Source organism: Campylobacter sp. (assembly GCF_030528245.1).
In the GTDB taxonomy this organism is placed as follows: Bacteria; Campylobacterota; Campylobacteria; order Campylobacterales; family Campylobacteraceae; genus Campylobacter_D.
The window spans coordinates 39,453-53,877 of record NZ_JAUMZG010000001.1 but is presented as its reverse complement, the minus strand read 5'-3'; the positions used below and the strand labels follow the sequence as shown (position 1 = coordinate 53,877).

Annotated in this window: 14 protein-coding genes; 4 read left to right on the top strand and 10 right to left on the bottom strand. The window is 47.9% G+C overall.

Features of this window, described 5'->3' with window-relative positions:
• Positions 1-8 precede the first annotated feature (8 nt).
• Positions 9-866: a tRNA (adenosine(37)-N6)-dimethylallyltransferase MiaA gene (gene miaA / locus Q4A73_RS00285; RefSeq protein ID WP_303205433.1), complete on the top strand. Its 858-nt coding sequence runs from the start codon at positions 9-11 to the stop codon at positions 864-866.
• Here miaA and Q4A73_RS00280 read toward each other — a convergent pair.
• The 10 genes from Q4A73_RS00280 to Q4A73_RS00235 form a co-directional block, all read right to left on the bottom strand.
• Positions 863-2,647, bottom strand: coding sequence for a PhoX family phosphatase (locus Q4A73_RS00280; RefSeq protein ID WP_303205432.1), 1,785 nt, complete (start codon positions 2,645-2,647; stop codon positions 863-865). The genes miaA and Q4A73_RS00280 overlap by 4 nt on opposite strands.
• A gap of 108 nt (positions 2,648-2,755) precedes the next feature.
• On the bottom strand, positions 2,756-3,172 hold the full coding sequence (gene rimP, locus Q4A73_RS00275; RefSeq protein WP_303205431.1) for a ribosome maturation factor RimP: 417 nt from the start codon (positions 3,170-3,172) through the stop codon (positions 2,756-2,758).
• Positions 3,172-3,525: a 30S ribosome-binding factor RbfA gene (gene rbfA, locus Q4A73_RS00270; RefSeq protein WP_303205430.1), complete on the bottom strand. Its 354-nt coding sequence runs from the start codon at positions 3,523-3,525 to the stop codon at positions 3,172-3,174. The genes rimP and rbfA overlap by 1 nt, the downstream gene beginning before the upstream one ends.
• Positions 3,522-6,092, bottom strand: coding sequence for a translation initiation factor IF-2 (gene infB / locus Q4A73_RS00265; RefSeq protein WP_303205429.1), 2,571 nt, complete (start codon positions 6,090-6,092; stop codon positions 3,522-3,524). The genes rbfA and infB overlap by 4 nt, the downstream gene beginning before the upstream one ends.
• Positions 6,079-6,309, bottom strand: coding sequence for a DUF448 domain-containing protein (locus Q4A73_RS00260; protein ID WP_303205428.1), 231 nt, complete (start codon positions 6,307-6,309; stop codon positions 6,079-6,081). The genes infB and Q4A73_RS00260 overlap by 14 nt, the downstream gene beginning before the upstream one ends.
• 47 nt (positions 6,310-6,356) lie before the next feature.
• The gene (gene thrB / locus Q4A73_RS00255; RefSeq protein ID WP_303205427.1) at positions 6,357-7,235 is read right to left on the bottom strand and encodes a homoserine kinase; all 879 of its coding nucleotides are present in this window, start codon (positions 7,233-7,235) and stop codon (positions 6,357-6,359) included.
• 8 nt (positions 7,236-7,243) lie between these two features.
• Complete coding sequence (locus Q4A73_RS00250) at positions 7,244-7,645, bottom strand: tRNA threonylcarbamoyladenosine biosynthesis protein TsaB (RefSeq protein WP_303205489.1); 402 nt, start codon at positions 7,643-7,645, stop codon at positions 7,244-7,246.
• Between the two features lie 39 nt (positions 7,646-7,684).
• The gene (gene lpxC / locus Q4A73_RS00245; RefSeq protein WP_303205488.1) at positions 7,685-8,569 is read right to left on the bottom strand and encodes a UDP-3-O-acyl-N-acetylglucosamine deacetylase; all 885 of its coding nucleotides are present in this window, start codon (positions 8,567-8,569) and stop codon (positions 7,685-7,687) included.
• Positions 8,569-9,924, bottom strand: a complete 1,356-nt coding sequence (locus tag Q4A73_RS00240; protein ID WP_303205426.1) for a M23 family metallopeptidase — start codon at positions 9,922-9,924, stop codon at positions 8,569-8,571. The genes lpxC and Q4A73_RS00240 overlap by 1 nt, the downstream gene beginning before the upstream one ends.
• A 69-nt stretch (positions 9,925-9,993) precedes the next feature.
• Positions 9,994-10,821 (bottom strand): prephenate dehydrogenase, encoded by an 828-nt coding sequence (locus Q4A73_RS00235; protein ID WP_303205425.1) that lies wholly within the window; start codon positions 10,819-10,821, stop codon positions 9,994-9,996.
• Positions 10,822-10,902: 81 nt separating this feature from the next.
• Here Q4A73_RS00235 and bamA point away from each other — a divergent pair, with 81 nt between their 5' ends.
• The 3 genes from bamA to Q4A73_RS00220 are packed head-to-tail and all read left to right on the top strand — an operon-like array spanning position 10,903 to position 14,422.
• Positions 10,903-13,119: an outer membrane protein assembly factor BamA gene (bamA, locus tag Q4A73_RS00230; protein WP_303205424.1), complete on the top strand. Its 2,217-nt coding sequence runs from the start codon at positions 10,903-10,905 to the stop codon at positions 13,117-13,119.
• Between the two features lie 9 nt (positions 13,120-13,128).
• Positions 13,129-13,971 carry an acetyl-CoA carboxylase, carboxyltransferase subunit beta gene (gene accD, locus Q4A73_RS00225; RefSeq protein ID WP_303205423.1) on the top strand — a complete coding sequence of 281 codons (843 nt, stop codon included), beginning with the start codon at positions 13,129-13,131 and terminating at the stop codon, positions 13,969-13,971.
• Position 13,972: 1 nt separating this feature from the next.
• The gene (locus tag Q4A73_RS00220) at positions 13,973-14,422 is read left to right on the top strand and encodes a 23S rRNA (pseudouridine(1915)-N(3))-methyltransferase RlmH (RefSeq protein WP_303205422.1); all 450 of its coding nucleotides are present in this window, start codon (positions 13,973-13,975) and stop codon (positions 14,420-14,422) included.
• Positions 14,423-14,425: the final 3 nt, after the last annotated feature.

Sequence of the window (14,425 nt, the reverse complement as noted above, 5' to 3'; positions counted from 1 at the left end):
AAAGCACGATGTTTTTCGAACTCGCCCTCATCGGCACCACCGCAAGCGGAAAAACCGCCCTTGCCAACGCTTTAGCCTTGGAATTTGGGGCTGTGGTTTTGAGTCTGGATAGCCTCTGTGTTTATCGGGAAATCAACATCGCCAACGCCAAAACTTCGCCACAGGATTTAGCGCGGATGGATTATTTTGGCGTGAATCTTTTAAGCGTGAGGGAGCGCTTTAATGTGGCCTTGTTCATCAAGGAGTATGAGAGGGCTAAACGCCACGCTAGGGCGCAAGGCAAGGCTCTCATCATCACGGGGGGGACGGGTTTTTATCTCAAAACGATGCTGGATGGCCTGAGTGAAAAGGTAGAAGAAGGTCCCGTTTTTTTAAGCAATGATGAAATTTACGCGCTGCGCTGTGAGCTGGATCCTCATTTTAGGGTGGAGAAAAACGACAGCTATCGCTTGAAAAAATGGCTCAACATCTACGAGAGCACGGGTCAAATCCCCAGTGAATTTTTGCAAAATACCCGTCAAAAAGGGGTGCTTGAGGGTATAGAAATTTACGAGCTGCTTTGGGAGAGGGAGGACTTGAAAAACAAGATCGCCAAACGCACGAAAATGATGTTAAAAAACGGGCTGCTCGAGGAGGCTAGTTATCTTTTTAAAAATTTTGATGGGAATTTAAAGCCGCTAAATTCCATAGGTCTAAAAGAAAGTAGGGATTTTTTGGAGGGTAAAATTTCTCGCGATGAGCTTGAAATCCGCATCAACACTCACACCGCGCAGCTTGCAAAAAGGCAGAGAACCTTCAACAAAAAATTCTCCGCCAAGCCCCTCAATCATCAAAACGCTTTGACAATCCTAAGGAGCAAATTTTAGCTGCCTATCACGCCGCCATCAAGCTTTCTGATCTGCATGATTGTGCTTTTTGGAGTGGTGTTGCCCCCGCCTGGAAAATGGCTTTCTATGAGCTTTTCGCCCGGATGCTGGATGCCCACAAACATAGTCGTGTAGTCCTCATTGAAGGCCAGCCCCGTGATCTCACTCGCCACAGGCCCGGTTAAGAAGCGCTTGATTTCGCCTGTTTTGGGGTCGGCGGCTAGCATTTGATTATTTCCCATACCCTCGTAATCGTCCTTGTTTGAGTAGGCCCCGTCCGTTTGTATCCAAAGCCTGCCATCCTTGTCAAAACCAAGGCCATCTGGGGAGTTGAATTTGTTCTCACTGGTGATATTGCTAGAGCCTTTGTTGAGGGTGCTTTGATTGTCAGGATTGCCTGCTAGGACGAAAATTTCCCAGCTAAAATCCTCATCTTTGTGTGAATTTTTAGGGCCCCACTTGATGATTTGCCCGTAAACATTTTTCGCTCTAGGGTTTGCTGCGTTTGGCTCCTTGCGGCTTTTATTGTTTGTGAGGGTGGCAAAAACCTCTTTCGAGCCGCTTTCCTTGTGGCTGGCTATCCACTCACATCTATCCATAGGAGTCGCGCCGACAATGGAGCCTGCCAGTCTTGGATTGATCAAAATATCCGCCTGAGACTTGAAGCCCTTGCTCTCATCCAAGCCGTTTTTGCCAAATTCTAGGGCGATCCACTTTCCACTGCCCTTCATATCGCCCACAGCGCCGTTAAACTGCCCCACATACAAAGTTCCCTCATCCAAAATTTTACTCGCATCTTTGCCCTTTTGATATTTGTGCTTGCTTACGAATTTATAGATGAACTCACCCGCCTCATCATCGCCCATGTAGGCAACGACCGAGCCGTCTTTTTCCACGATGAGCTCCACATTTTCGTGCTTGAAGCGTCCCAAAGCCGTCCTTTTCACAGGGGTGCTTTTGGCATCGTAGGGATTGATTTCAACAACCCAGCCGAAGCGATTGGCCTCGTCAGGGTTTTTAGCCAAGTCAAATCTCGCGTCAAATTTTTCCCAGCCGTAAGCGCTTTTTGTCTTAAAGCCGAAGCGCTTTTGCCCCTCATCAAAGCTGATATTTTCATCCGAGCTTCCAAAGAAGGTATCGACATTTTCCTCACAGGTTAGGTAGGTGCCCCAAGGCGTTTGGCCATTCGCGCAGTTGTTTAGGGTCCCATAGACAAATTTCTCGCCCTTAAGCACGGCTTCTTTGGCCCCTCCGCTCACGGTCATTTTGGTGTTCGCATCGATGCGGCGGTTGTATTTGGAGTCCTTGACCACGCTCCACACATCGCCCTTTTTTTCTATTTCCACAATGCTAACGCCAAGGCTAGCCTGCTCGTAAGCCACATCATCTTTGGTTAAATTCTTACCATTGTGATTGAACATAAGCTCGGGATTGACATATTCATTATTAACCGCCAAAATCGCCCGCGTTTTTGAAACCGGAAAATAGCTCATCCCGTCATTATTATCGCCGAAGACAAGTTGGGCGTTTTTAGCGTATGCGGGGCTGATATTTTTAGCCTCATCAAAGGGCAAAGCCTTACTGAAAAGCGGATCGCCCCAGCTCACCAAAACCTTAGCCTCATAGCCCTCAGGCACGACAAAATTATCCTCCGTGCTAATACCCACAGCCTTAAAGCCGAGCAAATCCTTGCCCCCGCTCACTGCAGCACTCAGGCTAGAAGCACCCAAAAAAGCCACCATAGAAGCAGCCGAACCCTTTAAAAAAGTCCTTCTTTGCATATTTATCCTTTTGTTATGAAATGAAATTTTGCACTTAAATTTTAAAGATTTTTGGAAACTTTTTAGAAACTTTAGACCCTCGCGCGGATGCTGATTGGGTCCGTGAAATCACCATTCTATGAAGGTTTTAGCCTTTTTGATCCGCTCCCAAGCGATGCAAATTTTGCTCCCATTGACCCCAAGCTCTATCTCCTCCCCCCTCACGGCCAAAAGCTTTCCGCAAATTTTGCTCTCATCCTCTAGGCTGAGTTTGACCCCTTCTCCGATGCTTTTTTGAAAATGCTCCAAGGTGCTGAGTTTCCTTTCCAGTCCGGGTGAGGACACCTCCAAAAAATACTCCCCCGACACGGGCGGACAGACATCAAAAATGGGCGATAAAATTTCACTCAAACGCGCACAGTCGTCCAAATTCACGCCGCCTTTTTTCGTGATGAAGATGCGAAAAATTTTTTTGCCGCTTTCATTCGCTAGCTCATGGTCGTAAAATTCCACCCCTGCTTCGCGGCACAAGGCTTCATAATCCATCATTTTTCCTTTTTTATCTTCTCAAAAAGCGCATCCAAATGATTTTGGTACTCCAGCCTATCGTCAAATTTAAAGTGAAAATTCGGGCAGCGATACCAGCCCTGCTCCCCCATGCAATAATTTTGCAAGGCCTTGGAGGCTTTTTTGAGTGCGTTTAAAATTCGCTCCTGCTCCTGCGTATTGAAAAACATCTTATCCAAATATACAAAGGCATCATAGCGCCCCCTTTTGCATTCCACATCCACCACGCAAAGATTTTTTAAATTCTCATCGTCCAAGTGCGCCAAAGCCTCAGGGATAAGCTCCCTCAAAACGCTTTCAGTGCGAAGCCTCTTTAGCGTGTCCGCCCTCATAGACTGGCCTGATTTTCCACCTCTTTATAGCTTTCTATGTAATCCCCCACGCGCATATCCTCACAGCCCTCTATGCCCACGCCGCATTCATAGCCCCTAGCGACCTCTTTGGCATCATCCTTAAAGCGCTTGAGTGAGCTGACATTGCCCTCAAAAACCACCACTCCCTCACGGATGAGGCGGATTTTAGCCCCGCGGTTTATCACGCCCTCTGTAACCATACAGCCCGCGATTTGACCGATTTTTGGCACAGAAATGACCTGACGAATTTCAGCCTGCCCCAACTGCTCCTCAGAAATGACCGGGCTCATCATCCCGCCCAGCAGGGCCTTCACATCATCGATGAGATTGTAGATGACATTGTAGGTTTTGATTTCCACGCCCTTGTCCTTAGCCTTCTCCTTCATCTCTCCTGTCGGGCGGATGTTAAAGCCCAGCACGATGGAGTCCTCACTCGCGCTAGCCAGTTCGATATCGCTTTGTGTGATGCCGCCCACGCCGCTGTGGATGATATTGACCTTGATTTCATCGTTTTTAAGCTTTTCCAAACTCGCCCTCAGTGCCTCCAGTGAGCCCTGCACATCGGCTTTTAAAATCACGGGCAGGGCCTTGAGATTGCCCTCTTTGATCCTCGCTCCAAGTTCATCAAGGCTCACCTTTGTGGATTTGCTCAATTCTCTCTGGCGGTTGTATTCTTGGCGTTTGCTTGCGTATTCTCTCGCCTCTTTATCACTTTTAACGGCGATTAAAATTTCACCCGCCTCCGCCACGCCACTAAGCCCCACGATGACCCCGCACTCTCCGGGGCGGATTTCTTTCAGTGCCCTGCCCCTATCATCGCTCATCGCCCTGACTTTACCATAGGCCGTCCCCGCCACGACGGTGCTTCCCACCTTGAGTGTGCCATTTTGCACGATGAGCGTGGCCACCGCGCCGCGGCCTTTCTGCACAGAGCTTTCTATGATGCTAGCCTTGGCGAAATTCTTAGGACTCGCTTTAAGCTCCAAAAGATCGGCTTGCAAAAGCACGATTTCCAGCAAATCCTCAATCCCCGCACCCGTCCTGGCCGATACGGGCACGAATTCGTAATGCCCGCCCCAATCCACCGGCATGATTTCAAGCTCGGCAAGCTGCGTTTTTACCATGTCCGGGTTAGCGGCTTCTTTGTCCATTTTATTGATGGCGATGATGAGCGGCACTCCTGCGGCCTTGGCGTGATTGATCGCTTCTTTGGTTTGAGGCTTGACCCCATCATCAGCCGCCACGACAATGATCACGATGTCCGTGATGCTAGCCCCCCTCGCACGCATCGCCGTGAAGGCCTCGTGTCCGGGAGTGTCGATGAAGGTGATTTTGCGCCCATTTTTCTCCACCATGTAAGCGCCCACATGCTGCGTGATGCCCCCCGCCTCGCCGCTTGCTACGCGGCTATTGCGTATGTGGTCTAAAAGTGAGGTTTTGCCGTGATCCACATGCCCCATTATCGTGATAACCGGCGCCCTAGCCTCCAAATCCTCAGCCTCACTCTGCGCATCATAGTCCTTGACATAGTCAAATTCGCTCGATTCATCGATGATGCTCACCTCCACGCCAAATTCCTCGGCTAAAATTTCAATCGCCGCCTCGTCCAAAAAATCATTCTTAGTCGTCATCATGCCCAGCATGAAAAGCTTTGAGATGATTTCGCTTGTGTTTTTTCCAAGCTTGTCGGCAAATTCATAGACGCGAATTTCTTTAGGAATTTCCACCCTTGTGATGGCCTCGTTTTCCTTTTTTTCCACGCGTTTTGGCGGCTTTTTGCGACCCCTTCTTTGTATGCCGCCCTCAGTGAAATTTGCAGAATTCCCCACAGCTTGGCGTAAAAAATTCGGCGGCTTTTTGATGGTGTTTTGCACCTGAGGCTGCTCCCTGACGCTAAAGTCTGGCAAAACCACCTCATCCTCATCCTCAAGCGAAATATCGGCAAAATCATGATCGCTCAAAAAATCCATCTTTTCAGCGCTTTCTTTTTTTGTCGCCTGAGTGGGCTTTTTTTCTTTCTTCTTTTTTTTCAAGTTCTCATCAGTATGGGAAAAAATCATCGACAAACTTGGCCGCTCAGAATTTGTCGCCGAAGGGCTTGGCTTCGGCTCTTCTAGCCTTTGCTCACCATCCCTTTTCTTTTTGACGATGACAAGCCCGCGCCTCTTAGCTAGGGTCGCACTGGCGAGGCTTTGAGGCGATTGGCTGGGTGGGATTTGCGCGGTTTGCTCAGCGGCGACCTCCTTTGCAGGCTCCGCTTCTTTAGGATCGGGCTCTTTTTTTGACGCAGTGGCTTTTTTCACTTCTTTGGCGGGGGTTTTTTCTGTTTTTTTGGGCTTTTTGTCCGCGCTTGTTTTTTTAACTTTTTTGAAAATTTCTGGGACGATCTTTGTTTGTATGTATTCATAAATCCCCGCCGCGATCTCAGCATCCACGGCGTTTGAAGCGGTTTTAATGCCAAGCCCTAGCTCATTAGCCTTTTGGATGATGTCCTTGCTGTCATAGCCGAGCTCTTTTGCGATTTCGTGTATTCTAATTTTTGCCATTGAAAACCATCTCCTTCAAATCCTGTTGCGAAGTTTTTATCGTGCTTTTACACGCCTTTGAAAGTGCCTTGTGCCATTTTTTATGCGTATTTTCAATGCAAATTCCACACAAATAAACCCCCCGTCCTGATTTCACACCAAAACAAAGCGCATTATCTTGAACGACAAAACGATAAAGTTCTTTTTGCTTGAAACGATTTTTGCATAGAATACACATCCTAACAGGCCTGCGTTTGGGCGTGATTATACTTTTTTTTGCATCTTTTAGCAAATTTCAAGCCCCTCGTTATCAAATTCCAAGCACATCGTGCGAAAGTCCCTAAATTTATCCCGCATTTTTTTGGCGAGGAATTCTGCCCCGTCCTTGTAGGCTAGATTAAAAAAACTTGAGCCCGAACCCGACAAAGTGCTCATCAAGGCCCCATTTTGCAGGGCAAATTTCTGCACTTCAAAAAGCTCCGGCAGGGTTTGCATGCGTTTGAATTCGTGCAGTTTATCCCTGCTGGCAAGCCGCAAAAGCTCGTATCTTTTCTCCAAAAAGCACGCCGTCAAAAAAGAAGCGTGCGTGAGGTTGAAAACCCCATCATCAAAACTCAAATTTTTGGGCAAAACATTGCGACTCTTCTCGGTACTCATCGATACATTAGGCACGACGATCACCCCGCGCAAATCCTCATCGATGTCCCTTTTGATGCTATGAACGCGGTTTTTCTCCACCACAGAGCAAACAAAGCCCCCAAGCGTGGCGGGGGCGATGTTGTCGGGGTGATTTTCATAAAGGAGAGCCTCGTTTAAAATGCTCTCCTTTTCAGGCCTAAAGCCACTCATGTGAAAGGCCGCCGCGATCGCTGCCACTATCACGGCCGAAGAGCTCCCAAGCCCCCTTGAAAGGGGGATGTTGTTTTGAAAAATGAAGCGAAAATTATCCCGCTTTCCGTTCAATCTCTCATAAATTTCATTAAAAATTTTCACAAAAATATTTTGCTTTTTGAGGTAGAGACTCTCACTGCCCTCGCCCTTGATACTGATGCTAAAAAAGGGGCTTTTTTCCACGCGCACTTCGTTAAAAAATTTCAAAGCAAGTCCCAAGCAGTCAAATCCCGGTCCCAAATTCGCACTCGTGGCTGGGGTTAAAATTTTCAAAACCTATCCTAAATCACATCCAAAAAATAAAAGGGCAAATTGTCCCCACTCAGGGCGAGCTCCTGCAGGCTCAGGGGCAGATGAAATTCTCCAGCGACGTCCTTTTTCAGGGTAATCTCACCCCCATCATACACGAAGCAAAAATGCCGATTCGCCGCTATGGGAGCGAAGTTATTGAGGGCAAAGGCGCTAACGGCAAAAAGGGGAATGCCCCTAACGATGCTGAGGGTTTTAAGGCTGATGTAAGAAATTTTAATCCCCATGTAAGAGCCGGGCCCATTGGCGTAAATGAGCCGCGAGAGGCTGAATTTCTCCAGCACTTCTTGCAAAACTTGAGGGACAAACTCACTCGCCCTCGCCCAGCTTTCGTATGTTTTGATGAGCCTGTCCTGCGCGTAAATTCCTAGCATCATGGGCTTAGAAAGGGCGTTGAGCAAAAGCGTGTGCATCTAGGCAAAGACCCTTTCGTAGGATTTTTCTGTGCCTTTTTCAAGGCTTACAAGCTCGTAGCAGTCTTTATTTTTCAGCACCTCTTTTGTTAGAAGATGATTGAGATGATGGCTGCCCGCATAAGCGATGTAGTCCCCAAAAACTCTATACCCCAGCAGGCTTAAATCCCCAATCGCGTCTAAAATTTTATGCCGCACAAATTCGTCCTTAAAGCGCAGTCCTTCGGGGTTTAAAATGCGATTTTCATCCAAAACGATGGTGTTTTCTAGGCTCCCGCCCAGTCCCAAATTCGCCGCTCTTAGGGCCTGAACCTCCCTTAAAAATCCAAAGGTCCTAGCCCGGGCGATGTTTTCGATGTAATTTTTCTTACTGAATTCAAAACTATAGCTTTGCTTGCCGATGAGCAGATGGTCAAATTTAATCGTGTAGTTGATTTTAGGCTCTTTGCTCGGCACAAGGCGCACAAATTTCTCCCCGTCTCTGACCTCAATGGCCCTTTTGATCACCATGATCTTCTTCGCCGCGTCCTGCTCCACCACGCCCGCCTCATCCAGCATCATACAAAAGCTAATGCTCGAGCCGTCCATCACGGGCGCTTCGTTGGAATTTAAAACCACGCGCACATTATCGATGCCATAGGCATTGATCGCACTCATCAAATGCTCTATGGTAGAAATGAAGCCCCTCTCATCACCGATGACCGTAGCAAGGCGCGTGTTGATGACATTGCGAGGCTCTGCCTTGTAGCTGGCGTTGAGATCGCTTCTGAAAAATACCACCCCGCTGTCTGCTTGCAGCGGCTCTAAAATGATATCGATGGGCTCGCCTTTGTGAAGCCCTATCCCCGTGCCTTTGACCGTCTTTGCTAGCGTGAGTTGTCGCATCATTTTCCTCCTAAAATGGCTCTTCTGCCCTCGTTGAGAATTTTATAAATATTATTTTCAAGCCACTTCCTATCCTGCCACTGCTCAGGTCGCGTTTCCACGCCCTGTACCAAAACGCCAAAATGCAGATGATCCCCCAGGGCCAGGCCGCTAAGACCCGTGCGCGCGATGACGCTTCCAGCGCTCACCATCTCCCCAAGCTCCACGCTTTTGGAGGAGCAGTGCCCATAGAGGCTATAAAGCCCAAAGCCGTGGTAGAGGATGAGATTGAGGCCGTAAATTCCATTTTCCTCCGCAAAAACCACCCTTCCAGCGTTATTGCTGATGATGGGCGCTTGCGCCACGCTGGCCAAATCAAGCCCCATATGATACGAGTCGCTGATGAATTCCTCCTCGTAAGAATAATACCGATGATCGGCAAAATCAGCCACTTTCATCGCATTTTTGAGCGGCAAAAACAGATGGATGCTGAAATTCTCAATCTTCTCCTCGGGCACTTGCGCGGTGATTTCGCGAATGAGCTTTTCGTTATCATCGCGCAGGGTTTCATTGACGAATTTAAATTTCTCAAAGCGCGTTAAATTACTGCTTTGCGGGGCATATTGATGGGCTAGGCTCTCTATCTTGCCATCCAAAAATTTATCGCTGAGCTTGATGTTAGAAATGCGATATTTTCGCTTCAAGGCCTGATACTTGATGCGCTCTTTTGTGGCATTACCCGCCCTGTCCTCAGCCATGATGAAGGCTTCAAATTCCTCATCCTTAGCATCCCAAGCAAGCAGGGCCGCATAATAGCCCTCCTTGAGGTAGGGGATGGCTTTGAAAATTTTACCCTTTTTTGTCTGGATATAAACCCGCGCCAAATTCGCATCACTGGCCTCAAAAACAACGCTCCCCGCCCCCCCTTGCTCGATTTGTCGGGAGTGGCTTAGGACCTCAACCTTGGGCCTGGTGGTATCGGTGATGATCAAAACCTGCTTTTTGCTTTCGTTGCCCAAATTCCACAGGCTAGAATCCTTCGCCCAAATTTCCATAGTGTAGGACTCTATCTTTTCCTTAAAGCCCGCTTTGGGTAGGTTGATTTGCAAGCTCAAATCTTTCTTCATCCCAACCCTCCCGTCGGCTAGCACCGTGCCGGGGTCATTTGCGCTCTTTTTGAGGGTGATTTTGATATTTTTCATTCCGCTTTCCTCGTCCTTGATGCGCACCCAAATGGGCGTTTTCAAGTCCGTATAAAGCACATCATCGACCAGAATTTGCGGGGAATTTCTCTCGAAAATGCTCAAATTTGACGCGAAAAACACAGCCATAGCGATGAGGATCAGCATGAGGCCGATACTTTTGCTTTTTTTCATCCGTTCAACATCCCCCCAATTCAAACCCGAGGCAAAAATTTAATATCAATTGAGTAAATATCCAGCAAATCACAATATCTCCCTTAGAGCGTTGGCCCTGCGCATCCACTCCTTGAGCTCATCCTCTTGGCTATTTTTTATCAACTCCTTGCAAAATTCCAGCTCCTTTTGGAAGCACTCGATGGAGGCTAAAATGTTGTTTTTATTCTGCAAAAAAATGCTACCCCACATCAGCGGCGAGGACTTTGCGATGCGGCACATATCCTTGAAAGAGGGGCCGCCAAGGTGGGCGATGTTGCGCTTGTCCTCCTCGCGCATGACAAAATTCGCCAAAGAAAAACTCAGCGCGTGGGGCAGGTGCGAAATGATGGCCGTGTGATGATCGTGAGCGATGCTGTCCATAAAAACGATGCGCATGCCAAGATGTGAGAAAATTTCCACCGCTCTTTTTTGATGCAGATCCTCAGCCACCTCGCTATCACAAAGCACACAAACCGCATCTCTGTAAAGGAACTTAAAGGCCGCTTTAGGGCCGCTATTTTCCGTGCCCGCCATGGGATGGGCAAAAATCGTTTGCCTCGCGAGGCTGGGGGGTAGATTTTCTATGATTTTTCTCTTGGTGCTGCCAAATTCCACAAGCGTGGTGCTTGAACTTAGGCCCTGCAAATTTTGCAGGATGGTAATGATGGCATCCACGGGCGTGGCGATGAAGATCATGTCGCAGTTTTTCAAGCCCTCAAAGGTAATAAGCTCGTGTATGAGACCTAAATTTAGGGCTTCTTTTGCATTTTCTGCGTCCGCATCCAAGCCATAAACGGCGCTGATGAGCTTATTCTCCCTCAGACAAAGCCCCAAAGAACCCCCCATCAGTCCAAGTCCTATAATCGCTACCCGCATCGTCCATCCTAAAAATGTGAATCATTAAATATTTTCGGTTATTATACAAAACATTCAATCAACGCTCTTAGGTGAAAATTTATGAAGAAAGTTATGAGCATTTGCGCATTTTGCTCACTTTTAAATGCGGCACACATCAAGGAAATAAAATTCAACGGACTGCAGCATCTTTCTTACGAGACGGCGCTGAGGCTTAGCGGTCTCAAGGTCGGCGAAGAGATCGATGCGGCCAAGATCAACGCGGCGATTTTGAACCTTTATAGGCAAAATTATTTTAAAAACATCGTTGTGGAAGAAAACGATGGAATTTTATCTTTCAATCTCAGCGAAAAGCCAAGCATTGCTAAAATCACGATCAAGGGCATAGCCTCCAACGACAGAAAGCACATTGAGGGGATTTTAGGCATCAGGAGGGGGGCCCTGCTTGATGAGGCGACGATAAGGGAGGCTAAGGAGAGGATCAGGGGCTACTACGAGGCGAAGAGCTATTTTGACACTGTGGTTGAGACCGAGCAAAAAAATCTTGAAAACACTGAGGGCTTGGAGCTTGAATTTATCGTCAATCGCGGTGAAAATATCATCATCGATAGCGTCCATCTTAGTGGGGGGGAGAAATTTTCCTACGCGGACATCGAGCCTGCCATTGTCAACAAAGAGCAGGAATTTATGGGCTGGATGTGGGGGCGCAATGATGGCAAACTGAAAATTTTTGAGCTTGATAATGACCGCTCGAGAATAAGCGATGAATATATGAAGCGGGGGTATTTGGATGTGCAAGTGTCCCCGCCACAGCTTAAGGCCTATACCGACTCTTACAGGGCGGATTTGACCTATGTTATCAAAGAGGGGCAGCCCTATAAAATCACGAATATCAGCATTGAAAATCCTCTTTTTGACGCAGAGGCTAATGAGGAAATTGTGAGTGATTTAAAATCAGAGGTCGGCGACATCATCAATATAGAGAAGGTTAGGAGGGACATCAAAAGCATAGAAACGCAGATTGCGGATTTGGGCTATGCCTTCGTGGAGGTTATCCCCGACATCCAAAAAAATAGCCAAACGCAGGAGGCCGATGTCGTTTTTAGGGTTATCCCGAATGAAAAGGTTACCATCAGGAATGTCATCATCTCTGGGAATTTGCGCACTGTGGATAGGGTGGTGCGCAGGGAGCTCTTCCTCACCGAGGGCAATCTTTACCACCGCACCGACCTCATAGAGTCCATCAACGCCCTCAAGCGAACCTCCTATTTTGAAGATGTCGACATCAGGGAGGAGAGGGTTGATGATACGCATATGGATTTGATCGTCGAGGTGAAAGAAGCCTCCACGGGCTCAATTTCTGGCGGGATAGGCTACAGCTCAAGCGGCGGCCTACTCCTCAACGCCTCGCTTTCTGATAGCAATATTTTCGGCTCAGGCCTTAAAAGCTCCGTGAGCGTGGATAAGGACGATGATACCTTATCGGGTAGGATCAGCCTTGAAAATCCTAGAATTTTAGACAGCGCTTACAGTTTGGGGGGGGTGCTTTACTCTAGCGATTACGATTGGAATGATTATTCTGAGAAAAACTACGGCTTTGAAATCACGCTGGGAAGGCAGTTTGCAAGGTATTTCAACGCCAACATCACCTACAATTTAGAGCAAAGCGACATTTACTCCCTGAGTGAGACCCTGAAGAGAACGGGCTATCAACTGGGAGAGAGCATTAAAAGCTCCATCACTCCAGCCCTTAGCTTCAATAATACCGATGACTATTACTTGCCACGCTCAGGCGTCATCGCCTCCACTAGCCTAGAATTTGCAGGGCTTGGCGGGGATCAGAAATTTTTATACTCCAATTCTAAATTCAATTTTTATCAGGGACTGGAGGATTACATAGGATACGATTTGATTTATCGCTATAAGGCGAGTTTTTATAAGGTTTGGGATAGGGGATATTTGCCGATAAATGAGAGGATTTTTTTGGGGGGGATTCGCTCCATTCGTGGTTTTGAAAATCGCACCGTGAGCCCTAAAAACGAGTATGATGACGAGATAGGCGGGAAAATCGCCTTTGCAAATTCTGCCGAGCTTAGTTTTCCCTTAATCGACAGGATCAAGCTGCGCGGGAGTATGTTTTTCGACTACGGGATGATCGGCAAAAAGAATTTGGACGAAATTCAAAGGATGAGCACGGGGCTTGGGGTGGAGTGGATAACGCCCATAGGACCTTTGCAGCTTGTTTTCGCCAAGCCCCTCAACGACAAAAAGGGCGATGATACGAATTCGTTTGAGTTCAGTCTTGGGACACGATTTTAAGGGGTGGGCATGAATTTTGCAGACATTTTTTCCAAGATCAGAAAAAAGCAATCAAGCCCCGCCGAAGCGCCCAACCACTGGGTCAAATGCCAAAGCTGCCACGCTTTGATGTATTATAAAGAAATCGAGTTTTGCTTCAATGTCTGCCCAAAATGCTCCCATCACATGAGAATTTCGCCCCTGGATCGCATCAAGCTTTTGAGCGATGAGGGGAGTTTTACGGAGTATGATAAAAATTTGGAAGCCGTCGATCCGCTCAAATTCGTAGATAGCAAGTCCTACAAAAAACGCCTGCTTGAGGGGGAGCATAAAACGGGCAGAAAAAGTGCCCTCATCAGCGGGGAGTGCGAGATGGACGGGCTAAAAATTCAGCTTGTGGTTTTTGACTTTGCCTTCATGGGTGGGAGTTTGGGCTCGGTGGAGGGCGAAAAAATCGTCCGCGCCGTGCAAAGGGCCATCAGCGGCAAAACCCCCCTGCTCATCGTCAGCGCTAGCGGGGGCGCGAGGATGCAGGAGAGCACCTACTCGCTCATGCAGATGAGCAAAACGAGCGCGGCCCTGAAGCTACTGAGCAAGGAAAAATTGCCCTACATCAGCGTTTTGACAGACCCTACTATGGGGGGAGTTTCGGCGTCTTTTGCGTGGCTTGGGGATTTGATCATCGCAGAGCCGGGCGCATTGGTGGGTTTTGCGGGCGCTAGGGTCATCAAGCAAACCATAGGGGCGGATTTGCCTGAGGGCTTTCAAAGGGCGGAATTTTTACTCGAGCACGGGCTTATCGATGCGATTGTTGAGCGCGGTGAGCAGAAAAAATTTATCAGCGATGCCTTTAAATTTTTTAGCGGAAAATAAATTGCGGATACATATTTTTTACATCCAAAAAAGCGATGAATTGCCCTTTTTGAGCGAAAAATACGCAAAACTCCTCGCAAAATACGCCCAGCTGAGAGAAAAAAATCTCTTCAGCAAAAAGATCGCCGCCGCGCAAAGTCAAGGCGCCAATGAGGCACAAAAAAGCTACGAAGAGGCCTTCATGCCCTACAAAAAGGGCTTTTGTATCGTGCTTGATGAGGGCGGTAGGGAGTTTTCGAGTGTGGAATTTTCAAGACTGATCGCAGATAGGGGCGGGCTGAGCTTTTTCATCGGCGGGGCCTATGGCTTGGGCGCGGAATTTGTGAAAAAATTTGACCTCAGTCTCGCCCTCAGTCGCCTCACCCTGACGCATCATTTTGCGCGAGTGCTTTTGCTCGAGCAGCTTTACCGTGCCTTTTGTTTGCAGCACAATCATCCGTATCATAAGTAGGAT